The sequence below is a fragment of the Streptomyces sp. A 4/2 genome (assembly GCF_940670765.1).
GTDB lineage: Bacteria > Actinomycetota > Actinomycetes > Streptomycetales > Streptomycetaceae > Streptomyces.
This window is the reverse complement of the sequence record NZ_CALNVW010000025.1, coordinates 76,715-102,700: the sequence shown is the minus strand read 5'-3', so window position 1 is coordinate 102,700 and position 25,986 is coordinate 76,715. Positions and strand designations below refer to the sequence as shown.

The following is a 25,986-nucleotide window of genomic DNA, read 5'->3' as shown; positions in this document are numbered from 1 at the left end:
AAGCGTGTCCCTTTTCATCCGGGCTGGGTGGGATCAAAGGGGCAGACTGCCGCTGTGACCACAGCCACGTAAGGAGAGTGACGACGTGGAACTAGCTCTGGCGCCGGATACCCTGGCGCGATGGCAGTTCGGGCTGACCACCGTCTACCACTACCTGTTCGTCCCCCTCACGATCTCCCTCGCGGCGATCGCCGCGGGCTTCGAAACCGCCTGGGTGCGGACCGGCAAGGAGAAGTACTTCCACGCCACGAAGTTCTGGGGGAAGCTCCTGCTGATCAACCTCGCGATCGGGGTCGCCACCGGCCTCGTCCAGGAGTTCCAGTTCGGGATGAACTGGTCCGACTACTCGAAGTTCGTCGGTGACGTCTTCGGTGCCCCGCTCGCGATGGAAGCGCTGATCGCCTTCTTCTTCGAGTCCACGTTCATCGGACTGTGGATCTTCGGCTGGGACAAGCTGCCGAAGAAGCTCCACTGCGCCTGCATCTGGATGGTGGCGATCGGCACCACCTTCTCGGCGTACTTCATCCTGGCGGCCAACTCCTGGATGCAGCACCCCGTCGGGTACAGCATCGACCGCGCCACCGGCGTGGCCCACCTCAACGACATCTGGGGGGTGCTCACCCAGAAGACCGCGCTGGTCGTCTTCACCCACACCATGACCTCGGCCTTCCTCACCGGCGGCGCCTTCGTCGTCGGGATCGCCAGCTACCACCTGTGGAAGATCAGGCGGGCCAGGGCGGCGGGCACCGCGACCGACCGGAAGCGCACCGGCATGATGCGCACCTCGCTGCGCATGGGCCTGGTCATGACGGTGACCGCGGGCATCCTCACCGCACTCTCCGGCGACCAGCTGGGCAAGGTGATGTTCGAGCAGCAGCCCATGAAGATGGCCGCTGCCGAGGCGCTCTGGGACACCGAGGCACCTGCGCCGTTCTCGATCTTCGCGGTCGGCAACGTGGCAGCGGGCCACAACTCCGTGGAGCTGTCGATCCCGGGGATACTGTCGTTCCTCGCCCATGACGACTTCCACACCGCGGTGCCCGGCATCCATGAGACCGCGAAGGCGGAGGCGGCCAAGTACGGCGGCAAGCCCGACGACTACGTACCCAACATCTTCGTCACCTTCTGGGGCTTCCGGCTCATGATCGGCATCGGGCTCACGGCCTCCGTGGCCGCAGCCGCCGGACTCTGGCTCACCCGGAAGAAGAAGTGGCTGCTGCCCGAGCACCGCACCGGTGACGACGAGGCGCCCAAGCTGATGCTGACTGCGGGCCGGGAGCTCAACCCCTTCTTCACGAAGTGGGGCTGGCGGGTCGGCATGGCCTCACTGGTCTTCCCGCTGATCGCCAACTCGATCGGCTGGGTCTTCACCGAGATGGGCAGGCAGCCCTGGGCGGTGTTCGGCCTCTTCAAGACGGCCGACTCGGTCTCTCCCGGGGTCTCCCAGACGGAGATGCTGATCTCGCTGATCGTCCTGATGACGCTGTACACGGTGCTGGGCTGGATCAACGTCCGGCTGATGAAGAAGTACGCGGTGATGGGCCCCGACACCGACGAACAGCCACCGGCCAAGGACCCACGGCTGCGCGGGCCCTCGTCCGGCGGACCCGGTGGATCCGGCGGTCCGGACGAGGACGCCGACAAACCCCTGACCTTCGCGTACTGAGAGGAGAGACGTCATGGGCCTCAACGACTTCTGGTTTCTGCTGATCGCCGTTCTGTGGACCGGCTACTTCTTCCTCGAAGGCTTCGACTTCGGGGTCGGCATTCTCACCCGGCTGCTGGCCAGGGACCGCCGGGAGCGACGGGTACTGATCAACATCATCGGTCCCGTCTGGGACGGCAACGAGGTGTGGCTGATCACCGCGGCCGGTGCGATGTTCGCCGCCTTCCCGGTCTGGTACGCGACCTTCTTCAGCGGCTTCTATCTGCTGCTCGTCCTGGTCCTCCTGCTGCTGATCGTGCGGGTGCTGTCCTTCGAGTACCGACACAAGCGGCCCGAGGAGAGCTGGCAGCGCAACTGGGAGTGGGCGCTCTTCACCACCTCGCTGCTGCTTCCCTTCCTCTGGGGGATGATCTTCGCCAACCTGGTCCACGGTGTGCCGGTCAACAGCCATCAGGACTACGCCGGTTCCTTCGGGGACCTGCTGAACGGGTACGCCTTCCTCGGCGGATTCGCCTTCACCGCGCTGTGCACGCTGCACGGGGCTGTCTTCACGGCGCTCAAGACCGTCGGGGACATCCGGGTACGCGCCAGGGCCTTCGCGGCGAAGGCCGCGGTCGTCACCGTGGCGCTCGCGGCTGCCTTCCTGATCTGGCTGCAGGCGGACCGGGGAGACGGCTCCACACTGATCGCGCTCTGCGTGGCACTGGCCGCGCTGGTCGTGGCGTTCGTGATGAACGCACGGGAGCGGGAGGGCTGGGCCTTCACCTTCACCGGGGTGGCCATCGCCGCCACGGTGGCGGCGCTGTTCCTCTCGCTGGCGCCCGACGTGATGCCGTCCTCGCTCAACTCGGCCTGGAATCTGACGATCGACAACGCGGCGTCCGGCCACTACACGCTCAAGGTCATGACCTGGGTGGCGGGCATCATGACGCCGCTGGTCCTGCTCTACCAGGGCTGGACTTACTGGGTGTTCCGCAAGCGGCTGGGCACGCAGCACATCGCCGATGCCCACTAGTGGGGGATGTTTCACGTGAAACCGATCGACCCGCGTCTGCTCCGGTACGCCGGCGCCACCCGTCTCTTCCTGGGGGCGGTGGTGGTCCTCGGGCTGGCCGGCGCGGGCCTGGTCGTGGCCCAGGCGATGCTGATCGCCGATGTGGTGGTGGGGGCGTTCCAGAACGGTCTCGACGGGGCCGGGCTGCGGACACCCCTGCTGCTGCTCGCGGCGGTCGCGCTGGGCCGGGGACTGGTGTCCTGGCTGACCGAGCTGGCCGCGCACCGGGCCAGTGCGGCGGTCAAGTCCGAACTGCGCGGCCGGCTGCTGGAGCGCTCTGCCGAGCTGGGGCCCCAGTGGCTGACCGGGCAGCGGACGGGATCGCTGGTCGCGCTCGCCACTCGTGGTGTCGACGCGCTCGACGACTACTTCTCGCGCTACCTTCCGCAGCTGGGGCTCGCGGTGGTGGTGCCGGTGGCGGTGCTGGCGCGGATCGTCACCGAGGACTGGGTGTCGGCGGCGATCATCGTGGTGACGCTTCCGCTGATTCCGGTGTTCATGATGCTCATCGGCTGGGCCGCCCAGGCGCGGATGGACCGGCAGTGGCATCTGCTGTCCCGGCTGTCGGGGCACTTCCTGGACGTGGTCGCCGGGCTGCCGACGCTGAAGGTGTTCGGGCGGGCCAAGGCCCAGGCCGAATCGATCAGGGCCATCACGGACCAGTACCGGAAGGCCACGCTGCGGACGCTGCGGATCGCGTTCCTGTCGTCGTTCGCCCTGGAGCTGCTGGCGACCCTTTCGGTGGCCCTGGTTGCCGTGGGCATCGGGCTGCGGCTGGTCAAGGGGGAACTGGACCTGTACACGGGGCTGGTGATCCTCGTGCTGGCTCCCGAGGCGTATCTGCCGCTGCGGCAGGTGGGGGCGCAATACCACGCGGCGGCGGAGGGGCTCTCGGCCGCCGAGGAGATCTTCGCCGTTCTGGAGACACCGCTGCCGACGGGTGGTGACCGGGAGTTTCCGGACTCGCTCCGGCTGGAACTGGACCAGGTGACGGTACGCCACCCCGGCCGCACGGAACCCTCACTGGATTCGGCTTCGCTGATCGTGGAGGCCGGGGAGACGGTCGCGGTCACGGGACCGAGCGGAGTCGGGAAGTCGACGCTGCTCAACGTCCTGCTGGGCTTCGCGCCCCCGGACGAGGGACAGGTACGGGTCGGCTCCGTGGAACTGGCCTCGCTCTCGCCCGAGCGGTGGCGGGAGCAGATCGCATGGGTACCGCAGCAGCCGTACCTGTTCGCGGGGACGATCGCCGAGAACGTACGGCTGGCGCGGCCCGATGCGGAGGAGTCCGCGGTGCACGACGCCCTGCGGGAGGCAGGAGCCCACGGTTTTGTCTCCGCGCTGCCGGACGGCGTGCAGACGGTGCTGGGAGAGGGCGGTGCGGGGCTCTCCGCCGGACAGCGCCAACGGCTCGCACTGGCAAGGGCGTTCCTCGCCGACCGGCCGGTCCTGCTGCTCGACGAGCCCACGGCGGCGCTGGACGGCGAGACGGAGGCAGGCATCGTCGACGCGGTGCGGCGTCTGTCGGTGGGCCGGACCGTGGTGCTGGTGGTGCACCGCCCCGCGCTGCTCGCCGTGGCCGACCGGGTCGTGGCGCTGGCTCCGGGGCCGCTCCGGCCGTCCGGCACGCTCGTCACGGACGGGCCGGACGACCGGACCACCGTGCCCGCCCCGCGCGCTGCCGAGGAGGCAGCGGCCGACGAGGCTCCGGCTTCTGACGCTCCCCGCTCAGGACGGTCGGGACGGGGTCCGCTGGCGCGGGTGCGGGACACGGCCGGTGCGCTGCGGGGGCGGTTGCTGCTGGCCCTGCTGCTCGGGAGTCTCGCCCTGGGGTCCGCCGTGGGTCTCCTGGCGACCTCGGGGTGGCTCATTTCGCGGGCTTCCCAGGAGCCGCCGGTGCTGTACCTGATGGTCGCGGTCACGGCGACGCGGGCCTTCGGGACCGGGCGGGCCGTCTTCCGCTATGCCGAGCGGCTGGTGTCGCACGACGCGGTGCTGCGGATGCTCGCCGACCTGCGGGTCGCCGTCTACCGCAGGCTGGAGCGGATCGCCCCGGCCGGTCTGGGCCGGGTGCGCCGCGGGGATCTGCTGTCGCGGCTGGTGGCTGATGTGGACGCGCTCCAGGACTACTGGCTGCGCTGGTTGCTCCCGGCGGCGGTCGCCGTGGTGGTGGGCGCGGGCGCGGTCGGATTCACCGCCTGGCTGCTGCCCGCCGCGGGCGCCGTGCTCGCCGTGGGGCTGCTCGCCGCCGGGATCGGGGTGCCCGTGCTGAGCGGCGCCTTCGCCCGACGGGCCGAGCGTCAACTGGCCCCCGCACGCGGAGTGCTGGCCACCCGCGTCGTCGATCTGCTCTCCGGAACCGCAGAGCTGACGGTCGCCGGTGCGCTGCGCGGGAGGCTGCGTGCGACCCGGGACGCCGACCGGACGCTGACCCGGATCGCCTCGCGGGGAGCCACCGCCACCGCGCTCGGCGGCGGGCTGACCGCGCTCGTGTGCGGGCTGACCGTCGCGGCTGCCGCGGTGGTCGGAGTGCAGGCCGTGCGCGACGGGCGGCTCGCAGGTGTGGAACTCGCCGTGGTGGTCCTGACGCCGCTGGCCGCTTTCGAAGCGGTCACCGGGCTGCCGCTCGCCGTGCAGTACCGGCAGCGGGTGCGACGGAGCGCGGAGCGGGTGTACGAGGTGCTGGACGCGCCCGTCCCCGTACAGGAACCGCAGCACCCGGTGGCGGTCGGGACGGCGGTGGACCTGCCGTTCCCGCTGGAGGTGCGCGGGCTGAGCGCGCGCTACCCGGGACAGCGGCGGAAGGCGCTCGACGGGGTAGCTCTCCGTCTCGAAGCCGGCCGGCGGGTCGCTGTCGTCGGCCCTTCCGGGTCCGGCAAGACGACGCTCGCGCAGGTACTGCTGCGCTTCCTGGACGCCGAGACCGGGACGTACACCCTCGGCGGGGTGGCCGCCGGTGCGATGGACGGTGACGCGGTGCGCGGGTTCGTCGGGCTGTGCGCCCAGGACGCGCACATCTTCGACAGTTCCCTCCGGGAGAACCTGCGGCTGGCCCGCACCGGGGCCTCGCAGGAGGACCTGCGCGACGCGCTGGCCGCCGCCCGGCTGCTGGAGTGGGTGGACGGGCTGCCCGAGGGGCTCGACACGCCGGTCGGCGAGCACGGTGCCCGGCTCTCGGGCGGCCAGCGCCAGCGCCTCGCACTGGCCCGCGCGCTGCTCGCCGACTTCCCCGTACTCGTACTGGACGAGCCGGCCGAGCATCTCGATCTGGCGACCGCCGACGCGCTGACCGCCGATCTGCTGGCCGCCACCGAAGGGCGCACCACGCTGCTCATCACGCACCGGCTCCGGGGTCTGGACGCCGTCGACGAGGTGATCGTGCTGGACGGCGGCCGGGTGGTGCAGCGCGGACCGTACGCCGAGCTGGCCGCTTCGGAGGGCCCGCTGCGGCGGATGCTGGAGCGGGAAGAGGCCGGTGATCTCCTCGGAGCCGACAGAATCTGACTTTCCACTCCAAATGGGACTAACTAGGCTTCGGGGTATGCCAGCTCCGGATCCGACCGATCCCCCGAAGCCCCCCACCGGCGCGAACCACAGCCTGCGCGGGCTCTCCGCCGAACTCACCGAGCGTGTGCCGCAGCTGCTCGACGCCATGCGCACCATCGGCACGGGGCTCGAACTGCACTCCACCCTGAACAGGATCTGCGAGACCGCGGCGGGGCTGACGGACTCCAGGTACGCGGCCATCGGGGTCGTCGACCGGGAGCGCGGCGGCCTCAGCGACTTCGTCACGTACGGCATCGCACCCGAGGACGCGGCCAGGATCGGCCGGATCCCCGACGGGCGGACCGGGCTGCTGGGCGCGCTGATCAACGAGTCCCACGGGGTGCGGCTCACCGATCTGACGGAGGATCCGCGCGCGGGCGGGTTCCCTCCGCACCATCCGCCGATGCGGACCTTCCTGGGGGGACCCGTCCAGGTACAGGGGGAGACCTTCGGCAATCTCTACGTCGCCGAGAAGAAGGGCGGGGCCGAATTCACCGACGCCGACTTCCACATGGTCCGGGTCCTCTCCACCGAGGCGGGCATCGCGATCAACAACGCGCGGCTGTACGAGGCCGCCCGGCAGCGTGAGCGGTGGATCGACGGCTCGGTGGCCGTCACCACGGCGCTGCTGGCCGGTGGCGATGCCGATGACGCGCTCTCGGTGGTCGCCGAGCAGGCGCGCCGGCTCGCGGACGCGGCGGTCGGGGTGGTCATGCTGCCCGCCACCGAGGGCGGTCTTGAGGTCGTCGCCCTCTCCTCCACCGACCGGCCCGGCCCCGCGCTGGGGATGATCGCCCCGCCGGAGAGCGGCATCGTGGCGACGCTGCTCTCGGGCTCCCCGGTGTTCGTGGACGACTCGGCCACCGACCCGCGGATGATCACCGATCTCGGCAGGGAGTACGGGCCGAGCATGCTGCTGCCGCTGCACAGCGGGGGCCGTCTGCTGGGCGTACTGGCGACTCCGCGCGAGCGGGGCGCCCGGCCGTTCAGCGCGGCCGAGCGCTCGCTGGCCGCGCAGTTCGCCTCACAGGCCGCGCTGGCACTGATGATGGCCGACGCGCAGCGGGACAGGGAGCGCCTCGCGGTCTTCGAGGACCGCGACCGGATCGCCCGCGATCTGCACGACCTGGTCATCCAGCGGCTGTTCGCCACCGGAATGATGCTGGAGGGCGCCCACCGGCAGTCCGCGATGCCCGAGGTCAGAGACGGTGTGGGGAAGGCCGTGGACGAACTGGACGTCACGATCCAGGAGATCCGCACCGCCATTTTCGCGCTCCAGCAGGGGCCCGCCGAAGCGCCCTCGGGGCTGTGCAAGCGGGTGCTGCGGGAGATCAACATGGCGGCCGTGCCACTCGGGTTCAAGCCGGAACACCGCTTTGTGGGCGCGGTCGACACGGCCGTCGGTGAACTGACGGGGAAGAACCTGATTGCTGCGCTGCGGGAGGCGCTGTCCAATGCCTTCCGGCACGCCCGTGCCTCCCGTATCGAAGTGGTCGTCGACGCTACCGCGCACCTGGACGACGGCCGTCCGGCGGTGCGTCTCACCGTTGCCGACGACGGTGTCGGCATTCCGGAGGGCGGGCGCCGCAGCGGGCTGCGCAATCTCGACAGGCGCGCGGAGTCGCTGGGCGGATCGAGCAGCCACGGTCCGGGACTCGGCGGCGGGGGCGGCGGCACGACGGTGGTGTGGGAGGCCCCGCTGTAGCTGCGCCGGGCCGGGACCGCGCCGGACCGCCGGGCAGCAGCGGCGCCGGTGTCAGCGGGACTCGTGGTGAGGCGCCAGGTGTCAGCGGGCCTTGAGGATCTGCTCGATGATGACCGCGACGCCGTCCTCGTTGTTCGTCAGAGTCCGCCCCGAAGCGGCGGCCACCGCTTCCGGGTGGGCGTTGCCCATCGCGTACGAGGTGCCCGCCCAGCTCAGCATCTCGACATCGTTCGGCATGTCACCGAAGGCGACGACCTCGGACGGGGCGATGCCCCGCTCGGCGCAGCACAGTTCCAGGGTGCCCGCCTTGGAGACACCGGCGCCGCTGATCTCCAGCAGCGCGGTCGGGCTGGAGCGGGTGATGGACGCGCGGTCCCCGACGGCGGCGCGCGCCAGGGCGAGGAAGTCGTCGGGCGCCAGCTCGGGGTGGTGCGCGAGCACCTTCAGTACCGGCTGATCCGCGATGTCGGAGTCCGGAGCGAGCAGCTTCTCGGCGGGTGCGACGCTCGATGCGGGGTCGAACTGCATCGGGGGGTAGGCCAGTTCGTGGTGGATGCCGCCGGTCCGCTCCACGGCGAACGAGATGCCGGGTGCGGCGGCTCGCAGGATGGAGATCACGTCGAGTGCGTCGGTGCGCTCCAGGGGGAGGACCTTGACGAAGACGTGTCCGCCTCCGTCGCCGTGCAGGTCGACCACGGCTGCGCCGTTGCCGCAGATGGCGAGGCCGTGGCCGTGGACGTGGTCGCTGACGACATCCATCCACCGGGCCGGACGACCGGTGACGAAGAAGACGTCGATCCCGGCCTCCTCGGCGGCGGCCAGCGCGGCGATGGTGCGGTCCGAGACGGTCCTGTCGTCCCGCAGCAGGGTGCCGTCCAGATCGGTGGCGATCAGCCGGGGCGGAAGGGGGGCGGCGGGGCCGGTAGCTGAGGTCACCGGACCATTCTCCCGCACGGAGCGCACGGGCGTGCGAAAGGTCGCACATCTGAGAGCGTGCGCGGGCACGCGGCTGAGCCGGGCGGGCCCCGCCGGTGAGCGTCCGGGCCGCGTTCCCGTCCCCGGAGGCGCCGCCGGGTGGGGTGCGTGCGGTCCGGTCCGGCGACCGGGTCCGCCCGGGGGCGGGTACGACGTAGGGTCGTGGCCATGCGTCTGAGTACCGTGATTCTCCCCGTCCGCCGCTGGCGCGAGGGTGGCCGTGAGCAGTGGGTGCGCGCCGAGGGGCTGGGTTTCCACACCGCGTACACCTACGATCATCTGTCCTGGCGGGTGCCGTTCCGCGACGGCCCGTGGTTCGGTGCGGTGCCGACGCTGACCGCGGCGGCGGCGGCGACCGGGCACATCCGGCTGGGCACGCTCGTCACCTCGCCGAACTTCCGGCACCCGGTGACGCTCGCCAAGGACCTGATCGCGCTGGACGATGTCTCCGGCGGCCGGATCACCCTGGGTATCGGCGCCGGGGGCAGCGGGTTCGACGCGACGGCGCTGGGCCAGGAACCGTGGACCCCGCGGGAGCGGGCCGACCGCTTCGGGGAGTTCGTACCGCTGCTCGACCGGCTGCTGACCGAGGGTTCGGTGTCCCACCGGGGCACGTACTACTCCGCCGACGAGGTCCGTAATCTGCCCGGCTGTGTGCAGGGGCCGAGGCTCCCGTTCGCCGTCGCCGCCACCGGTCCGCGCGGAATGCGGATCGCCGCGGGACACGGGCAGGCCTGGGTGACGACGGGCGACCCGAAGATCTTCGAGACCGGCACCTCCGAGGAGTCGGTCGAAGCCGTCCGGGGGCAGATCGGCAAGCTCGCCGCCGCCTGTGACGAGATCGGCAGGGACGTCGCAGGTGTCGAGAAGATCCTGCTCACCGGCTTCACTCCGGACGAGGGCCGTCCGATGGAGTCCCTCGACGCCTTCGTCGACTTCGCGGGCAGGTACGCGGCACTCGGTATCGACGAGATCGTGATCCACGCACCGATCCCCGGAACGATCTTCGCCGCCGACGAGAAGGTCTTCGAGCGGATCGCGACCGAGGCGCCGAAGCAGCTGAACTGAGCCGGACCGGGGCGGGCGGCGGATCCGGTCAGCCCCGGAGGCGCAGGAACTCCGGCGGCACCCGGTCGGTGAGCCATACCCCGTTGGCACTGACCCGGAAGACGTGGCCGGCGCCGTGCATGGCCCCGGCGTCCACGCTCAGCACCACCGGGCGTCCCCGCCTGGCGCCCACCCGGGTCGCCGTCCCGCGGTCCGCCGAGAGATGGACGTGGTGGCGGTTCATCGGGCGCAGGCCCTCGGCGCGGATCGCGTCGAGGCTGCGGGCGACCGTCCCGTGGTAGAGGTACGCGGGCGGCTCGGCCGCCGGCAGGCCGAGATCGACCTCGACGGTGTGCCCCTGGTTGGCCCGGATCCGCGCGCCTTCGACGGTGAAGCGCTGCTTGTCGTCGACCGCGACGACATGGTCCAGCTCGGCCCGGGTGAATCGGAGTCCGTGCGCCGCAGCCGCGCGGAGCAGCGTGTCGACCTCCACCCAGCCGTGCTCGTCGAGAGTGATGCCGATGCGCTCGGGCTGGTGCCGCAGATGTCTGGAGAGGTACTTCGACACCTTCACGGTGTGTCTGTCGTTCATTCGACAAGGGTGCGAGCGGAGCGCACCGGCGTGCATCCGAATTACCTTCTGCGCCCGCCGAGTTACGCATGATCCACAGGCAAGGGGGTTTATCCACAGGGAATTTGACGGATCTGTGGACAAGGCGGGTGTGGTTTACGGCTTTTGCCCGACCTGCCCGTCTTCGGGCTGGGGATAAGTCAGAGCGTCCAACGTCCGTGCCTGGAGCTCCCGTTCGGTGGCCGCAGTGATGAAAGCGGCCGTGTTCTCCCGGCCCGCCAGCTTCTCCACCGCACGGATCGTGGCTGCCGGGAGCGCTACGGCCGTCCTGCCCTCCGGATGCACGGGCGGGCCGTCCGGTTCCAGGTGCTGCTGGAGATGGCGGGTGGCGAACAGCCGCATGGCCCGCGCCAGTTCGGCGTCGACGCTCTGCTGTGCCAGCGGTCGCAGCCGCCGTACGAGCGAGGCGGCCTCCGCCACCTGCGCCTCGTCGGGCGGCGGGTGCCCCAGGTACCGGGCGAAGACATGCTCCGTCGTGAACTCCAGGAACCGGGACGCGATGTGTTCGACCTGACCGCGCAGCTCCCGCAGATGAACGGAGATGGCCTTCAGCGGTACACCGGCCGCGTGCAGTTCCACCGCTACGTCCAGCTCCTGCGGGCTCGGTACCAGGAACTCGTCGTCGCGGCCCGGGATCGGCTCCAGCACGCCCAGCGCCACCGCGTCGGCCACGGCCCCGTCGTCGCGGACCCCGCCGAACTTCCCGACCAGTTCCGCCCGGGAGATCCGGTCCGCCTCCTCGTCGGTCCAGCCTCCGCTGACCTCGGCGACGAGACCGAGCACACCGCCGAGCCCCCGGCCCGCGTCCCACGCCTCCAGCAGCTCCTTGATGGAGGCCAGGGTGTAGCCCCGGTCGAGCAGATCAGCGATCTGCCGCAGCCGTGCGACATGGCTGTCCCCGTACACGTTGGACCGGCCGCGCCGCTGCGGCTTGGGCAGCAGACCCCGGTCCTGGTAGGCGCGGATCGTACGGACCGTGGCGCCGCTGTGGTGCGCCAGGTCCTCGATCCGGTACTCGGGTTCCGCCGCCCCTGTTCTCTGCCCGGACACGCTCTCTCCCTCCACGCCCGCGCCCCTGGTGCCCGTCGCACCGTGGGGCGGCGGGACTACGACAAGGCCGCCCGCCCGATCGCACCCGCTGCCGCACGGGCGGCGGGCGAGGTCGCGAGGTATTCGACCGCCTTGCTCAGCGAGCCCTCCTGGGAGGGATGGTACGACCGCCGGAAGTAGCGGGGTATCGCCGAGCCCAGCTCGCCCCAGGTGGGCAGCAGCCCTTTGGCGACCGCCCTGTTGTGCCCGCGCAGCGAGTAGCGCAGCCTCCCCGCCAGCCGGGGGTCGTGGCGTACCAGATACGAGGCGCCCCACGCCCACAGCCACAGCAGCACCGGAGTGACCACGGCCATGCCCTCGATCCTGCGGGCGTACCGGGGCAGCCCTTCGCCGCCGCAGTGCTGGTACATGTCGAAGGCCACGGCCCGGTGCTCGACCTCCTCCGCGCCGTGCCAGCGCAGCAGATCGAGCATCACCGCGTCGGACCCGGCCGTGTCGAGGGCGTCGGCGTGCAGCACCCAATTACCGAGGACTGCGGTGAACTGCTCGATCGCGGCGATCAGGGACAGCCGGAAGCGCAGCCATTCCCGCTCCGGTACCGGCACACCGAACGGCGGCTGCTCGCCGAGGAGTTTCTCGAAGAGGAAGTCGACGTGCCGGGTGTATGCCGCGGTGTCGAGCCGCTGGGCGGCGAGGTGGTCCAGGACATGGGAGTGCTGCACGCTGTGGGTGGCCTCCTGGCCCATGAACCCCTTGACGTCCTTGAGCAGTTCCGGATCGGCGACCAGGGGCAGGGCCTCCTTGAAGACCTTCACGAACCACAGCTCGCCCGCCGGGAGCAGCAGATGCAGCACATTGATCACATGGGTGGCGGTGGGCTCGTCCGGTATCCAGTGCAGCGGGGTGGCGGCCCAGTCGAAGGAGACCCGGCGCGGGGTGATCGCGTACGGCGCGTCGGTCCCGGTGTGCTGCTCGGTGTACTTCTCGGTGCTCACAGCGGTGGCTCCCATCGCGCGACCGCCCGCAAGGACTTCGGTGCGAACCGTGACATGAAGAGGGCGCCGCGTGCCTCGGGTGTCACCGGAACCACCGCCCGGTTGTGCACCACCGCGGACAGGATCGCCTCCGCCACCTTCTCCGGCGGGTAGTTGCGCAGTCCGTACAGCCGGGACGACTTCTTCTGCTTGCGCCTCTCCTCGTCCGGAGAGACCCCGGCGAAGCGCGCGGTGGAGGTGATGCCGGTGTTCACGATGCCGGGGCAGATCGCACTGACGCCGATGTCCTGCCCGGCCAGCTCCGCGCGCAGGCACTCGCTCAGCATCAGCACCGCCGCCTTGGACGTGGCGTACGCGGGCAGCGCCTTCGACGGCTGGAAGGCGGCGGCCGAAGCGGTGTTGACGATGTGGCCGCCCTGACCGCGCGCGGCCATCTGCCTGCCGAAGAGCCGGCAGCCGTGGATGACCCCCCACAGATTGACGTCGAGGACCTGCTTCCAGTCCTCGCTCGTGGTGTCGAGGAACGGCCCCGAGAAGCCGATGCCCGCGTTGTTGACCAGGACGTCCACCGTGCCGTACTCGGCGGCCACCTTCGCGGCGAGCTTCTCCATCGCCTGTTCGTCGCTGACGTCCACGGCCTCGCCCCAGGCCTCGGGAGAGCCGATGAGCCGGGCCATCTCCGCGGTACGGGCCGCTCCTTCCGCATCCCGGTCGACGGCCACGATCCGGGCCCCCGACTCGGCGAACGCGAACGCGGTGGCCCGCCCGATGCCACTCGCCGCGCCCGTCACCAGCACGAGCTGCCCGCCGAAGCGCTCGGCGTGCGGCCCGGTGGCCACGGCGCGCGGAGTGGCGGCCGGGTTCTCGTGCGCCGTGACGAACTCGCCGATCCAGGCGGCCAGCTGATCCGGCCGGGTGCGCGGCACCCAGTGCTTGGCGGGCAGCGTACGGCGCGTCAACTGCGGAGCCCAGTGCTCCAGGTCGTCGTAGAGCCGCTCGGAGAGGAAGGCGTCCCCGGTCGGCGTGATCAGCTGGACGGGCGCGTGCGCGTACGCGTCGGCGCGCGGTCTGCGCAGCCGGGGGCGGACGTTGTCGCGGTAGAGCCAGGCGCCGTGCGCGGCGTCCGAGGGCAGCGAGTCCGTCGGGTAGTCGCCCGGGGGCACTTTCTCCACCCGCTCAAGGATCTTCGGCCAGCGTCTGCCGAGCGGTCCGCGCCAGGCCAGCTCCGGCAGCACCGGGGTGTGCAGCATGTACACGTACCAGGACTTGGCTCCCTGGCCGACCAGTTGGGCGGCTCTGCGGGGGGTGGGCCGGGACATCCGCTTCTTGATCCAGAGCCCGAAGTGGTCCAGCGAAGGCCCGGACAGCGAGGTGAAGGAGGCGATCCGGCCCTCGGTGCGCGGGACGGTCACGAACTCCCAGGACTGCACGGATCCCCAGTCGTGGCCGACGAGATGCACCGGCCGGCCGGGGCTCACCGCGTCGGCGACGGCCAGGAAGTCGTCGGTCAGCTTCTCCAGCGTGAAGCCGCCGCGCAGCGGAACCGGTGCCGTGGACCTGCCGTGGCCCCGGACGTCGTACAGCACCACATGGAAGCGCGCGGCCAGCCGCGCCGCGACCTCGGTCCACACCTCCTTGCTGTCCGGATAGCCGTGCACCAGCAGGACCGTCGGCCGGTCCGGGTCGCCCAGTTCGGCGACGCACAGCTCGATCCCGCCGGTGCGCACCCAGCGCTCACGCGCTCCTTCGATCCCTGCGCTCACGCGGCCCTCTCCTCTGCCCAGCGCCGCACATGCGGCAGATCGTCGTCCAGCCAGAAGGCGCTCTGCTCGGGGTCGGCCGAGTCGGTGACGACCAGGATCTCCTCGAACTTGGCGCCGGTTCCCCGGAATCCGAGGTGTGGTTCGACCGCCCACAGTCCGGGCCGGGGCGGGTGGTCGGAGAAGCGGTACGGGCTCCACAGCGGTGACCAGCCGTCCCGGTGGCCATGCAGCGCGTCGCTCGCCAGCCCCTTCAGCGACCGGGTACCGAAGCCGAAGACATGGGGCGACCAGCGGCGCTCCCTGACCTGCCCGACCTTGTGCGCGATCACGCCGAAGGGGTAGGCGCGGTGCCGGTTCGCGTATCCCTGGCGGACCATCAGCCGGTCGACGTCCTGGTAGATCGTGCGCAGCGTGCGCCGCTCACGCACCTCGCGCAGGATCAGCTCGCGGTGGGCCGCCAGATCGGCGAGCAGCCGGTCGTGCACGGGGTTGAGGCCCAGGCAGCCCGAGTAGCCGATGTCCGCGGTGAAACCCCGGAAGACCGGGGCCATGTCGAGGATGAAGGGCATACCGGCCTCCAGCCGCCGGTTCGTCGGGAAGAACTGCAACGGCACCTTGAAGCCCGTGAAAGCCGTCCGGTCCCCGAACCAGGCGAAGGGCAGATGGAACCAGTCCCGCACACCCCGCCGGTACAGCCACTCGCGCTGCATCCGCGCTGCCTCGCGCTCGGTCACACCCGGTCTGAGCTGGGCGGCGACCGCCTCCGCACAGGCGTACGCAAGGGTCTGGACCTCCCGGAACCCTTGCAGTTGCGCGGACCGTGCCCGCCGCGCGGCGGCACTCCCCACCGGACCGCCCACCGATGTCCCCACCGGCTTCCTGCCCGGATTCCCCGCTGACTTCACCGCTGAGGCCATGCCACCCGTCCGTCCCGTCCTGTGTGCGGTACGTGCTCGTAACTTGACACTGATGAATGTGACAATGCCCGGCGGCTACGTCAAGAGCCCCGCGCAGCCTGTGGACAACCGGACCGTCCGGCGCCGCGCGCACCGGGCTCTTCCGCCCGGACCGGGGCGGGTCCGAACGGACGACCGTAGCTCTCTCGTACCGGGCCCCTACGGGTCCTGTACGCCTGGAGTCGGACAGGGATCCAGCCGTCTGGGGTGACGCCGGACATGACATGCGCCACTACCTTCGGAATGTGACTGTGATCGCGACCGAAAGCCTGAGCAAGCGGTTCCCGAGGGTGACCGCACTTGACCGGCTCTCCTTGGACATCGGACCCGGTGTGACCGGCCTGGTGGGCGCCAACGGAGCCGGCAAGTCCACGTTGATCAAGATCCTGTTGGGGCTGTCCCCCGCCACGGAAGGCCGGGCCGCCGTGCTCGGACTCGATGTCGCCACCAGCGGCGCCGAGATCCGTGAGCGCGTCGGATACATGCCCGAACACGACTGCCTGCCGCCCGACGTCTCGGCCACCGAGTTCGTCGTCCACATGGCGCGCATGTCCGGACTGCCGCTCACCGCGGCACGCGAGCGCACCGCGGACACGCTGCGCCACGTCGGCCTGTACGAGGAGCGCTACCGACCCATCGGCGGCTACTCGACCGGGATGAAACAGCGGGTGAAGCTGGCCCAGGCGCTGGTCCACGACCCGCAGTTGGTGCTCCTCGACGAGCCGACCAACGGCCTGGACCCGGTCGGCCGCGACGAGATGCTCGCGCTGATCCGCCGGGTCCACACGGACTTCGGCATCTCGGTCCTGGTCACGTCACACCTCCTCGGTGAACTGGAACGCACCTGCGACCACGTCGTCGTCATCGACGGCGGCACGCTGCTCCGCTCCAGCTCCACCAGCGACTTCACCCAGACCACCGCGACGCTGGCGGTCGAGGTCACGGACACCGACACGCACCCGGACGGTACGCAGGTGCTGCGCGAGACGCTGGCCGCCGCGGGAGTGACCCTGCACGAGGGCGTCGAGGAGGGACTGCCGGGCGCCGGTCACATCCTGCTGGTCGAAGCGTCCGGCGAGGAGACCTACGACCTGGTGCGCGACACGGTCGCCGACCTGGGCCTGGGGCTCGTACGGATGGAACAGCGCCGCCACCACATCGCCGAGGTCTTCCACACCGACCGTTCGCAAGCCACCGACCACTCCCCGCCCGCGCAGCAACAGGGACAGCAGAAGCAGGAGGTGCAGGCGCGATGAGTACCGAGACCACCCAGATCCACAACATCGGATACCGGAAGTACGACGGCCAGCGCCTGGGCCGTGCCTACGCCCGCCGCTCCCTCTTCTCGCAGTCCCTGCGCGGGTCCTACGGGCTGGGCCGTTCGGCCAAGTCCAAGGTGCTGCCGATGATCCTCTTCGGCGTGATGTGCGTGCCCGCCGCGATCATCGTGGCGGTCGCCGTGGCGACCAAGGCGAAGGCCCTGCCGCTGGACTACACGCAGTACGCGATCGTCACCCAGGCGATCATCGGCCTGTACCTCGCCGCGCAGGCCCCGCAGTCCGTCTCCCGCGACCTGCGGTTCAAGTCCATCCCGCTCTACTTCTCGCGCCCCATCGAACGCGTCGACTACGTCCTCGCCAAGTACGCCGCGATGGCCTCGGCCCTGTTCGCACTGACCGCGACGCCGATCGTGATCCTCTATATCGGCGGGCTCCTCGCCAAACTCGACTTCGCCGACCAGACCAAGGGGTTCGGCCAGGGACTGGTCTCGGTGGCGCTCCTCTCACTGCTCTTCTCCGGCATCGCCCTGGTCGTCGCCGCGCTCACCCCGCGCCGTGGCTTCGGCGTCGCGGCCGTCATCGCCGTACTGACCATCACCTACGGCGCGGTCTCCACCGTCCAGGCCATCGCCTTCTCCCAGGGTGCGACCGGAGCGGTCAGCTGGCTCGGCCTGTTCTCCCCGATCACCCTGATCGACGGCGTACAGACCGCCTTCCTCGGCGCCACCTCCGACTTCCCCGGGGGAGTGGGCCCGGGAGCCGGTGTCGGTGTGGTCTATCTGCTCGTCGTTCTCGCGCTCATCGCCGGCTCGTACGCCGTCCTGATGCGCCGCTACCGGAAGGTCGGGCTGTGACCACGATCAACATCGACCACACCTCGCGCTGGTTCGGCAACGTGGTGGCGGTCAACGACATCACCATGACGGTCGGCCCCGGCGTCACCGGCCTCCTCGGCCCCAACGGCGCGGGCAAGTCCACCCTCATCAACATGATGGGCGGCTTCCTCGCCCCCTCCACGGGCGCGGTCACCCTCGACGGCGAGACGATCTGGCAGAACGAGACCGTCTACCGGAAGATCGGCATCGTGCCCGAACGGGAGGCGATGTACGACTTCCTCACGGGCCGTGAGTTCGTCGTCGCCAACGCCGAACTCCACGGACTGAACGAGCGCGCCGCACAACAGGCCCTCGCCACGGTCGAGATGGAGCAGGCACAGGACCGCAAGATCGCGACGTACAGCAAGGGCATGCGCCAGCGCGTGAAGATGGCGTCCGCCCTGGTCCACGACCCCAGCGTGCTGCTCCTCGACGAGCCCTTCAACGGCATGGACCCGCGCCAGCGCATGCAGCTGATGGATCTGCTGCGGCGGATGGGCGCGGAGGGCCGCACGGTGCTGTTCTCCTCGCACATCCTGGAGGAGGTCGAGCAACTCGCCTCGCACATCGAGGTGATCGTGGCGGGACGGCATGCCGCCTCCGGCGACTTCCGCAAGATCCGCCGGCTGATGACGGACCGTCCGCACCGCTACCTCGTACGGTCCAGCGACGACCGGGTACTGGCCGCCGCACTGATCGCCGACCCGTCCACCGCCGGGATCGAGGTGGACGTCACGGAGGGCGCGCTGCGCATCCAGGCGGTCGACTTCGGCCGCTTCACGGAGCTGCTGCCGCGCGTGGCCCGTGAGCACGGCATCCGGCTCCTCACCGTCTCGCCCTCGGACGAGTCCCTGGAATCGGTCTTCTCGTACCTCGTAGCGGCCTGAAAGGAGCTGTGACGTCCATGTACAACCCCACAGTCGCCCGGCTCACCTACCGGGCCCTGCTCGGCCGCCGCCGAGCCGCGATTCTGTTCATCCTGCCCGCGCTGCTGATCGTGATCTCCGTAGCGGTACGCGGCTTCAGCGGCGCCGACGACGGGGTCGCCACCGATGTGCTCGGCGGCTTCGCCATGGCCACGATGGTGCCGCTGATCGGTGTCATCGCCGGTACGGGAGCGATCGGCCCGGAGATCGACGACGGCTCGATCGTCTATCTGCTCGCCAAGCCGGTGAAGCGGCCCACGATCATCTTCACGAAACTCATCGTCGCGATCGCCGTGACGATGGCGTTCTCCGCGATCCCGACGTTCATCGCGGGCATGATCCTCAACGGCAACGGCCACCAGATCGCGATCGCCTACACGGTCGCCGCACTGGTCGCGTCCATCGCGTACGCCGCGGTCTTCCTGCTCCTCGGCACGATCACCCGGCACGCGGTCGTCGCCGGACTGGTCTACGCCCTGGTCTGGGAGACCCTCTTCGGCAGCTTCGTCTCGGGGGCGCGCACGCTCAGCATCCAGCAGTGGTCGCTGTCCCTGGCCGAGAAGATCGGCGCACCGGGGGCCATCACGTCGGACGTCGGACTGCCGCTGTCGGTGGTGCTGCTGGTGGCGGTCACCGTCCTGGCCACCTGGTACGCGGGACAGAAACTGCGCAGGCTGACGCTCGCCGGCGACGAGTGAGACACCAGGAGTACGACGACGGCGGGGCCGGGGCATCAGCTCCGGCCCCGCCGTCGTGCGGTGCCCTTGCTCAGAGGGTCAGCGCCGCCGGCTGCCACGCCGCTGACGGGGAACCGGTGGCAGCGCCCGCTTGATCTCCGCGACGTCCTGGATGACGTCGGAGAGACGGACGCTCATCGCGCCGAGGACCCGGTTGGTGGCGTCGAGCCGCCGGTCCATCGCCTCCAGCCGGTGCGACATGCGGGTCAGCACCGGCCCCAGCTCCCGCAGCACGGGCCCGACCTCGCCCATCGCGGACTCCAGATCGGTGACGCGGCGGTCGATCCCGTCGTACCGAGGATCGAACACGGCCACCGCGGGACGGGACTCCTCGGCGTCGAGAAGGTACGTGCGGACGCGACGGGCGACCTCGCTGTCACGCAGCAGCATGGCGATGTTGAGGACGGTCCTGCGGGTGTAGAGACGCAGGTGCGCACGCCCCTGTGGATAACTTTCCGGGGCGCCGTCCTTTGAACTGGTCAAAATGACCAGTTCAAAGGAGTGCAGGTCAGGGCCTTTCAGAGTGGTCAGCCCGTTGGTCTGCAGCTCTTCGCGGTGCCGCCTGACGATGCTGTGGACGGCGTCTGTGGATACCGCGAAGTACCGCGCCACGTCCTCCGTACGGAGATGAATCCCGTCCGGCAACTTCCGCGCAGCTCCCGGCTAGACCTTCCGGTCGCGGGCCGCGAACAGGCCCACCACCAGGGCCGCCGCGCACACCCCCAGCACCAGCGAGATCGGCAGCGTCCAGTCGCCCGTCGCCTGGTACACCGCGCCCGCCGTCAGCGGACCGGCCGCCGCGAGCAGGTAGCCCACCGTCTGTGCCATTCCGGACAGCCGGGCCGCCGTCTGTGCGTCGCCCGAACGCAGCACGATCATGGTCAGGGCCAGTCCCACCCCGCCGCCCTGGCCGATGCCGAGAACCGCCGACCACAGCCAGGCGCCGGACACCGGGGCGATCATCAGGCCCGCGTAGCCGACGGCCACCATCGAGGTGACCAGCGCGACCAGCGGGCGCTGGCTGCGCATACGGCCCGCCAGCAGGGGGACGCCGAACGCGCCCGCGACCTGGATCAGATTGTTGAACGCGAAGATCGCTCCGGCCGTCGACCGGCTCATCCCGTGATCCGTGAAGATCGTCGGCATCCAGGCGATGAGGACGTACGTCCACACCGACTGGAGCCCCATGAACAGCGTGACCTGCCAGGCCAGCGCGGAGCGCCAGACGCTCCGGGGCGGCCCGGCCGGGGTGACGCGTACCTCGTGACCCGTACGGCCGCGGGCGATCAGTACCTGCGGCAGCCAGGCCACCGCGGCGACCGCCGCCAGCAGGGACCAGAAGGCGAGCGACGCCTGCCAGCTGTTCCCGAACGCCTTCTCCAGCGGTACCGAGGCGGCGGCGCAGAGCGTGGCCCCGGCGATCATCGCGCCCGTGTACACGGACGTCATCGACGCCGCCCGGTCCGGGAAGTCCCGCTTGATCAGCCCCGGCATCAACACGTTGAGCAGGGCTATCGCGGTACCGGCCAGCACTCCGCCGCCGTACAGCGCGAACACCGACGGCAGTACCCGGACCAGAATGCCGATGCCGAGCAGGACGAGCGCGCACAACAGCACCACCTCGGTACCGAAGCGGCGGGCCAGCCAGGGGGCGATCGCCGCGCCCACCCCGAGGAACAGCACAGGCACCGAGGTCACCAGGCTCGACGCCGTCGACGAGAGGCCGAACGTGGAGCTGATCTCGCTGACCAGGGGCGACACGCTGGCCAGCGCCGCCCGCATGTTGAGCGAGGCGAGCACGATGCCGACGAGCAGGACCACGGGGTGGGCGAGCAGCGCGCGCCGTGCGGCGATCCCCTCGGCGGACGGCCGGACGTCGGCCTCCGCGTCGGGGAGCAACTGGTCCGAATCCGGGCGTGACAAAACAGGCCCCTTTCTGAAGAGCGACAGGAGGAGAGCGGGGGAGGCGGCGGGAGAAGGGAGCGGTGTCAGCGCGCGAGCAGCGCGCTGACCGCGTCGATCGGCTCCTGGAGGAGCGCGCGCGCGACCCGGTCGGCCGCCTGCGGATCGCCGCTCTCGATGGCGTCGACCAGCGCCCGGTGTGTTCCCAGGTCGATCGGCGGCATCTCGCCGTCCCCGATCGCGGTGCTCAGCACCTCGTGGACCTGGGTGGCGAAGAAGCGGTAGACCTCGGTGAACATCGGGTTGTGGGTGGCTTCGACCACGGCCAGATGGAACTCCAGATCCGCGGCGGCGGCCCGGTCGCCCTGCTCGCCCAGGGCGGTCAGCGCGCCCCGCAGCCGGGCCAGATCGTTCGCGTCCCGCCGCACCGAGGCCAGCCGCGCCGCTTCCGCCTCCAGCCCGACCCGCAGCTCCAGGACGTCGAGCACGCCCGCGTGCCGCAGGGTGCGCAGCACGGCGGACGGGTCGGCCGTCGAGCGTACGAAGGTGCCGTTGCCCTGGCGGGACTCCAGCAGTCCGGCGTGCACCAGCACCCGTACCGCCTCGCGGACGGTGTTGCGCCCGACACCGAGCTGCTCGGCGAGATCGTGCTCGGTGGGGATGCGGTCGCCGACCCCCCACTCGCCGTCGGCCAGCTGGGTCCGCAGCTGTTCGACGACCGTGTCCACCAGGGAGTGCCGTCCCGCTGCTTGCAGTGCCATGCCGACTCACATCCAACCGTTCACCGATTCACCCCATTGCCCAGTCATCCTACAACTGCATGCGCGCCATTTTCGTACAGCAGTCGAACGGAAAACCAGTAGCGGTGAACTCCCGGTCCGGGCACAGTGGTTGGGCTGGGCGGTACGGCGCTCAGCACACCACAGGGCCGGGAGAGGAGCGGGGCCAGGACCGAGAGATCGAGTCCGCCCGGCTCCCAGCGGGGCGGTTCGGGTCGGGCACCGGAGTGTTCACATCACCCTCCGACGTGCCACCCGGACAGTCGCCCGGGGCGGGTCCGTGCCCATCGCACGGTCCCGCCTTCCCGGCGACGCGTTCAGATCCGAGGCCCCTGGAGGAGCCGCTCCAGCACCACGGCGATGCCGTCGTCCTCGTTCGAGGACGTGACCTCGTGCGCCACGCTCTTCAGCGAGTCGTGCGCATTGGCCATGGCCACACCCCGCGCGGCCCACCCGAACATCGGGATGTCGTTCGGCATGTCCCCGAACGCGATCGTGTCCGCGGCGGTGAGCTTCAGCCGCCGCGCCGCCAGTGACAGGCCCGTCGCCTTGTTCAGCCCCAGCGGCAGGATCTCCACCACGCCAGGGCCGGCCATCACCACGTCCACGAGGTTTCCGACCACCTGCCGCGCGGTCTGTGCGAGGGCGTCGTCGCTCAGTTCCGGGTGCTGTATGTAGACCTTGTTCAGCGGCTGCGACCACAGCTCGGCGGGGTCCTCGAACGGCACCACGGGCAGCGGGCCGTCGTGCGGGCGGAAGTCCGCGCTCACCAGCACCTCGCCGTCCAGGCCGTCCCGGCTCACGGCCAGGGCCAGCGGTCCGGTCCCGGCCTCGATCTTGGCGATCGCGAGCGCGGCCAGCCGACGGTCCAGGGTCACCGACGTGAGCAGCCGGCCCTCGCCCGCGTGGTAGATCTGCGCCCCCTGTGCGCACACCGCGAGCCCCTGGTAGCCCAGGTCGTCGAGGACGTGCCGGGTCCACGGCGCGGCCCGGCCGGTGACGACGATGTGCGCCGCACCCGCCGCGGTGACCGCGGCGAGTGCGTCACGGGTGCGCTCCGAGACCGACCCGTCCTCGCGCAGCAGTGTGCCGTCGAGGTCGGTCGCGACCAGCTTGTAGGGCAGGGCAGATTTCACGTGGGCAGAGGCTCCAGACGTCTTCGCCGGGCGGTCCTGGACCGCGGTCCTACTTGACGGGGTCGAGGGTCTCCCGGCCACCGAGGTACGGACGCAGCACCGGCGGCACCCGGACCGAGCCGTCGGCGAGCTGGTGGTTCTCCAGGATCGCCACGATCGTGCGCGGTACGGCGCAGAGCGTGCCGTTGAGCGTCGAGAGCGGCTGGACCTTCTTGCCCTCGCGCATCCGGACCGACAGGCGGCGCGCCTGGAATCCGTCGCAGTTCGACGCCGAGGTCAGCTCGCGGTACTTGCCCTGGGTCGGGATCCACGCCTCGCAGTCGAACTTCCGGGATGCCGAGGCCCCCAGGTCACCGGTGGCCACATCGATCACCTGGAAGGGCAGTTCGAGGCCGGTCAGCCACTGCTTCTCCCACTCCAGGAGCCGCTGGTGCTCGGCCGCCGCGTCGTCGGGGTGGACGTACGAGAACATCTCGACCTTGTTGAACTGGTGCACCCGGAAGATGCCCCGGGTGTCCTTGCCGTACGTACCGGCCTCGCGGCGGTAGCAGGGCGAGTAGCCCGCGTACCGCAGCGGGAGCTGGTCGGCCTCGATGATCTCGTCCATGTGGTACCCGGCCAGCGGGACCTCGGAGGTGCCGACCAGGTAGTAGTCGTCCTTCTCCAGGTGGTAGACGTTCTCGGCGGCCTGGCCGAGGAAGCCGGTGCCCTCCATGGCGCGCGGGCGGACCAGCGCGGGCGTCAGCATCGGGATGAACCCGGCCTCGGTGGCCTGGGCGATCGCGGCGTTGATCAGCGCCAGTTCGAGCAGCGCGCCGACGCCCGTCATGTAGTAGAAGCGCGAGCCCGAGACCTTCGCGCCGCGTTCGGTGTCGATGGCGTGCAGCAGTTCGCCGAGCTCCAGGTGGTCCTTGGGCTCGAAACCCTCGGCCGCGAAGTCGCGGATCGTGCCGTGCGTCTCCAGGACGGTGAAGTCCTCCTCGCCGCCGACCGGTACGTCGGGGTGCACGAGGTTGCCCAACTGGAGCAGGAGGCGCCTGGTCTCCTCGTCGGCCTCGTTCTGCTCGGCGTCGGCCGCCTTGACGGCTGCGGCGAGCTGGCCCGTCTTCTTGAGCAGCTCGGCCTTCTCGTCACCCGACGCCTTGGGGATCAGCTTGCCGAGCGATTTCTGCTCGGAGCGCAGTTCGTCGAAGCGGAGCCCGGACGACCTGCGCCGTTCGTCGGCGGAGAGCAGGGCGTCGACGAGGGCGACGTCCTCTCCACGGGCGCGCTGGGAGGCGCGAACACGGTCGGGGTCCTCACGGAGCAGGCGAAGGTCAATCACCCCACCAGGCTACCGGTGCCCGCTTCCGGCGCTCGACTCGTTATCCATTCACGCGGCACTTTGTCCGAATTGATGCGCTATCTATGGAATGGTGGAGCGTGGCGGGGGGAAAGCGTGCGGCGGTTTCGGGATCCCTTTTCACCGGGTGCTCGCAGGAGGTCAATAGCGGTGCGGAAATTCCCCGGAATGGGGCATTCCATTCGCGACCGTTGACCCACCTCCCTTGTGGGGAGCGGGACTTGGGATCCCTTGTCCACAGGAATCCACAGCTCCGGAATGTTATCCACAGGCTGTGTGGGAGATCTGTGGATCACGGGCGAGACCGTTCCGAAAGCCTCATGAGGGGCGAAGGGTTCTCCCCTTAAACCCACTCCACGCACTCATTCGGGTGGGAATTGCTCGCTCTAAAGAGTTGATCAACGGAATTGAGCTGACAGCGCCCCACCTGGCGCCCTGTGGACGGAAGTGTCGTCGCTAGGGTGATTTGTCGACCATGTCGCCCAGCACTGTCGACTTGTCCCCAGGTCGAGAGGCCGCCTGTGGATAACTCTGCCGGAGTGTGGAAATCCGGAGGTACGACCAGCGGCGGCAGCGCGGCCCGTCCGCGGGAACGGTCCGCCCGCGCGGAGACCCGCCCGGTCCCCCGCCCGGAACCGCCGGTCTCCGACCGTCTCAGACCCGGCCGTCCTCGCTGCGCGCCAGCCAGTCCGAAGCCGCCACGAACTCCGGGTCCGACGTCCCCGGCCGCAGCGCCCGGACCGCCCCCGGCGCGACACCGGCCCGCGGGTACGAACCCAGGAACCGCACCTCCGGGCAGCTCCGCTTCAGCCCCATCAGGGCCTCGCCCACCCGCCGGTCCGAGATGTGGCCCTCGGCGTCGATGGCGAAGCAGTAGTTGCCGATCCCCTCACCCGTCGGCCGCGACTGGAGCAGCATCAGGTTGACCCCGCGCACCGCGAACTCCTGGAGGATTTCGAGCAGTGCACCCGGGTGGTCCTCGCGCTGCCAGACGACCACCGACGTCTTGTCCGCACCGGTCGGTGACGCGGGCCGGGCGGGACGTCCCACCAGGACGAAGCGCGTCTCGGCGTTCTGCGCGTCGTGGATCTCGGTGATCAGCGGTTCGAGCCCGTAGGTGGCCGCGGCGAACTCCCCGGCGAAGGCCGCGTCGAAGCGCCCCTCCTGAACGAGCCGAGCGCCGTCCGCGTTGGAGGCGGCCGACTCCCACAGCGCTTCGGGGAGATTGGCCCGCAGCCAGTTGCGTACCTGCGGCTGGGCGACCGGATGGCCGGTCACCGTCTTCACCTCGGCCAGTGTCGTCCCCGGCCGGACCAGCAGCGCGAAGGCGATCGGCAGCAGCACCTCGCGGTAGATCATCAGCGGCTCGCCGCCCGCCAGTTCGTCGAGGGTCGCGGTGACACCGCCCTCGACCGAGTTCTCGATCGGTACGAGTGCGGCGGCGGCCTCCCCGGTCCGTACCGCGTCGAGGGCGGCCGGTACGGACACCATCGGGACGAGCTCGCGGGTGGCGGCCTCGGGGAGCGTACGCAGGGCCGCCTCGGTGAACGTGCCCTCGGGACCCAGGTAGGTGAAGCGCGTGGCTGACATACGGTCACCCTAATGGCCCGAACGCCCGGGG

General features: G+C 70.4%; 21 protein-coding genes. 9 read left to right on the top strand and 12 right to left on the bottom strand.

Annotation, left to right across the window (positions count from 1 at the left end; all coding sequences use genetic code 11):
• Positions 1 to 85: 85 nt before the first annotated feature.
• Genes NBY69_RS19490 through NBY69_RS19475 form a run of 4 tightly spaced genes read left to right on the top strand, consistent with a single transcriptional unit; the run spans position 86 to position 7,971 of the window.
• Positions 86 to 1,666, top strand: a complete 1,581-nt coding sequence (locus NBY69_RS19490; RefSeq protein WP_250302303.1) for a cytochrome ubiquinol oxidase subunit I — start codon at positions 86 to 88, stop codon at positions 1,664 to 1,666.
• A gap of 13 nt (positions 1,667 to 1,679) precedes the next feature.
• Positions 1,680 to 2,681, top strand: a complete 1,002-nt coding sequence (cydB, locus tag NBY69_RS19485) for a cytochrome d ubiquinol oxidase subunit II (protein ID WP_250302302.1) — start codon at positions 1,680 to 1,682, stop codon at positions 2,679 to 2,681.
• Positions 2,682 to 2,696: 15 nt separating this feature from the next.
• Complete coding sequence (cydD, locus tag NBY69_RS19480; RefSeq protein ID WP_250302301.1) at positions 2,697 to 6,224, top strand: thiol reductant ABC exporter subunit CydD; 3,528 nt, start codon at positions 2,697 to 2,699, stop codon at positions 6,222 to 6,224.
• A gap of 37 nt (positions 6,225 to 6,261) precedes the next feature.
• The gene (locus tag NBY69_RS19475) at positions 6,262 to 7,971 is read left to right on the top strand and encodes a GAF domain-containing sensor histidine kinase (RefSeq protein ID WP_250302300.1); all 1,710 of its coding nucleotides are present in this window, start codon (positions 6,262 to 6,264) and stop codon (positions 7,969 to 7,971) included.
• 81 nt (positions 7,972 to 8,052) lie between these two features.
• Here NBY69_RS19475 and NBY69_RS19470 read toward each other — a convergent pair whose 3' ends face one another.
• Complete coding sequence (locus tag NBY69_RS19470; protein WP_250302299.1) at positions 8,053 to 8,907, bottom strand: Cof-type HAD-IIB family hydrolase; 855 nt, start codon at positions 8,905 to 8,907, stop codon at positions 8,053 to 8,055.
• 201 nt (positions 8,908 to 9,108) lie between these two features.
• Between NBY69_RS19470 and NBY69_RS19465 the strand changes: the two genes are divergently transcribed.
• Positions 9,109 to 10,014, top strand: coding sequence for an LLM class flavin-dependent oxidoreductase (locus tag NBY69_RS19465; protein WP_250302298.1), 906 nt, complete (start codon positions 9,109 to 9,111; stop codon positions 10,012 to 10,014).
• 28 nt (positions 10,015 to 10,042) lie between these two features.
• Here the strand turns inward: NBY69_RS19465 and NBY69_RS19460 are convergent, their stop codons facing one another.
• The 5 genes from NBY69_RS19460 to NBY69_RS19440 form a co-directional block, all read right to left on the bottom strand.
• A complete protein-coding gene (locus tag NBY69_RS19460) occupies positions 10,043 to 10,585 on the bottom strand; it encodes an RNA 2'-phosphotransferase (RefSeq protein WP_250302297.1) in 543 nt (180 codons plus the stop codon).
• Between the two features lie 135 nt (positions 10,586 to 10,720).
• Complete coding sequence (locus NBY69_RS19455; RefSeq protein WP_250302296.1) at positions 10,721 to 11,674, bottom strand: MerR family transcriptional regulator; 954 nt, start codon at positions 11,672 to 11,674, stop codon at positions 10,721 to 10,723.
• A 56-nt stretch (positions 11,675 to 11,730) separates the two neighbouring features.
• The gene (locus tag NBY69_RS19450) at positions 11,731 to 12,669 is read right to left on the bottom strand and encodes a metal-dependent hydrolase (RefSeq protein ID WP_250302295.1); all 939 of its coding nucleotides are present in this window, start codon (positions 12,667 to 12,669) and stop codon (positions 11,731 to 11,733) included.
• Positions 12,666 to 14,432 (bottom strand): SDR family oxidoreductase, encoded by a 1,767-nt coding sequence (locus tag NBY69_RS19445; protein WP_250302294.1) that lies wholly within the window; start codon positions 14,430 to 14,432, stop codon positions 12,666 to 12,668. The genes NBY69_RS19450 and NBY69_RS19445 overlap by 4 nt, the downstream gene beginning before the upstream one ends.
• Positions 14,429 to 15,349, bottom strand: a complete 921-nt coding sequence (locus NBY69_RS19440; protein ID WP_250302293.1) for a M24 family metallopeptidase — start codon at positions 15,347 to 15,349, stop codon at positions 14,429 to 14,431. Before NBY69_RS19440 ends, NBY69_RS19445 begins: the two co-directional genes overlap by 4 nt.
• Before the next feature lie 263 nt (positions 15,350 to 15,612).
• Here NBY69_RS19440 and NBY69_RS19435 point away from each other — a divergent pair, with 263 nt between their 5' ends.
• From NBY69_RS19435 to NBY69_RS19420, 4 genes are read left to right on the top strand one after another with little or no spacing between them, the layout of a single operon-like run.
• A complete protein-coding gene (locus NBY69_RS19435; RefSeq protein WP_250302292.1) occupies positions 15,613 to 16,644 on the top strand; it encodes an ABC transporter ATP-binding protein in 1,032 nt (343 codons plus the stop codon).
• On the top strand, positions 16,641 to 17,522 hold the full coding sequence (locus NBY69_RS19430; RefSeq protein ID WP_250302291.1) for an ABC transporter permease: 882 nt from the start codon (positions 16,641 to 16,643) through the stop codon (positions 17,520 to 17,522). Before NBY69_RS19435 ends, NBY69_RS19430 begins: the two co-directional genes overlap by 4 nt.
• On the top strand, positions 17,519 to 18,430 hold the full coding sequence (locus NBY69_RS19425; RefSeq protein WP_250302290.1) for an ABC transporter ATP-binding protein: 912 nt from the start codon (positions 17,519 to 17,521) through the stop codon (positions 18,428 to 18,430). Before NBY69_RS19430 ends, NBY69_RS19425 begins: the two co-directional genes overlap by 4 nt.
• Positions 18,431 to 18,447: 17 nt before the next feature.
• A complete protein-coding gene (locus NBY69_RS19420; protein WP_250302289.1) occupies positions 18,448 to 19,167 on the top strand; it encodes an ABC transporter permease in 720 nt (239 codons plus the stop codon).
• A 78-nt stretch (positions 19,168 to 19,245) separates the two neighbouring features.
• Here the strand turns inward: NBY69_RS19420 and NBY69_RS19415 are convergent, their stop codons facing one another.
• The 6 genes from NBY69_RS19415 to pheA form a co-directional block, all read right to left on the bottom strand.
• Positions 19,246 to 19,689 carry a hypothetical protein gene (locus NBY69_RS19415; RefSeq protein ID WP_250302288.1) on the bottom strand — a complete coding sequence of 148 codons (444 nt, stop codon included), beginning with the start codon at positions 19,687 to 19,689 and terminating at the stop codon, positions 19,246 to 19,248.
• A 180-nt stretch (positions 19,690 to 19,869) separates the two neighbouring features.
• Positions 19,870 to 21,129: an MFS transporter gene (locus NBY69_RS19410; RefSeq protein WP_250302287.1), complete on the bottom strand. Its 1,260-nt coding sequence runs from the start codon at positions 21,127 to 21,129 to the stop codon at positions 19,870 to 19,872.
• Between the two features lie 65 nt (positions 21,130 to 21,194).
• Positions 21,195 to 21,869, bottom strand: coding sequence for a FadR/GntR family transcriptional regulator (locus tag NBY69_RS19405; protein WP_250302286.1), 675 nt, complete (start codon positions 21,867 to 21,869; stop codon positions 21,195 to 21,197).
• 335 nt (positions 21,870 to 22,204) lie between these two features.
• Complete coding sequence (locus NBY69_RS19400; protein ID WP_250302285.1) at positions 22,205 to 23,023, bottom strand: HAD family hydrolase; 819 nt, start codon at positions 23,021 to 23,023, stop codon at positions 22,205 to 22,207.
• A gap of 49 nt (positions 23,024 to 23,072) precedes the next feature.
• Positions 23,073 to 24,347, bottom strand: coding sequence for a serine--tRNA ligase (serS, locus tag NBY69_RS19395; protein ID WP_250302284.1), 1,275 nt, complete (start codon positions 24,345 to 24,347; stop codon positions 23,073 to 23,075).
• A 672-nt stretch (positions 24,348 to 25,019) separates the two neighbouring features.
• The gene (pheA, locus tag NBY69_RS19390) at positions 25,020 to 25,955 is read right to left on the bottom strand and encodes a prephenate dehydratase (RefSeq protein ID WP_250302283.1); all 936 of its coding nucleotides are present in this window, start codon (positions 25,953 to 25,955) and stop codon (positions 25,020 to 25,022) included.
• Positions 25,956 to 25,986: the final 31 nt, after the last annotated feature.

Bases quoted from the DNA above. Each gene is read 5' to 3' on its own strand.
- pheA (WP_250302283.1), bottom strand. From the start codon at position 25,955: ATGTCAGCCACGCGCTTCACCTACCTGGGTCCCGAGGGCACGTTCACC.
- NBY69_RS19430 (WP_250302291.1), top strand. From the start codon at position 16,641: ATGAGTACCGAGACCACCCAGATCCACAACATCGGATACCGGAAGTAC.
- NBY69_RS19440 (WP_250302293.1), bottom strand. From the start codon at position 15,349: ATGGCCTCAGCGGTGAAGTCAGCGGGGAATCCGGGCAGGAAGCCGGTG.
- NBY69_RS19435 (WP_250302292.1), top strand. From the start codon at position 15,613: ATGCGCCACTACCTTCGGAATGTGACTGTGATCGCGACCGAAAGCCTG.
- NBY69_RS19420 (WP_250302289.1), top strand. From the start codon at position 18,448: ATGTACAACCCCACAGTCGCCCGGCTCACCTACCGGGCCCTGCTCGGC.
- NBY69_RS19475 (WP_250302300.1), top strand. From the start codon at position 6,262: ATGCCAGCTCCGGATCCGACCGATCCCCCGAAGCCCCCCACCGGCGCG.
- NBY69_RS19460 (WP_250302297.1), bottom strand. From the start codon at position 10,585: ATGAACGACAGACACACCGTGAAGGTGTCGAAGTACCTCTCCAGACAT.
- cydB (WP_250302302.1), top strand. From the start codon at position 1,680: ATGGGCCTCAACGACTTCTGGTTTCTGCTGATCGCCGTTCTGTGGACC.
- NBY69_RS19405 (WP_250302286.1), bottom strand. From the start codon at position 21,869: ATGGCACTGCAAGCAGCGGGACGGCACTCCCTGGTGGACACGGTCGTC.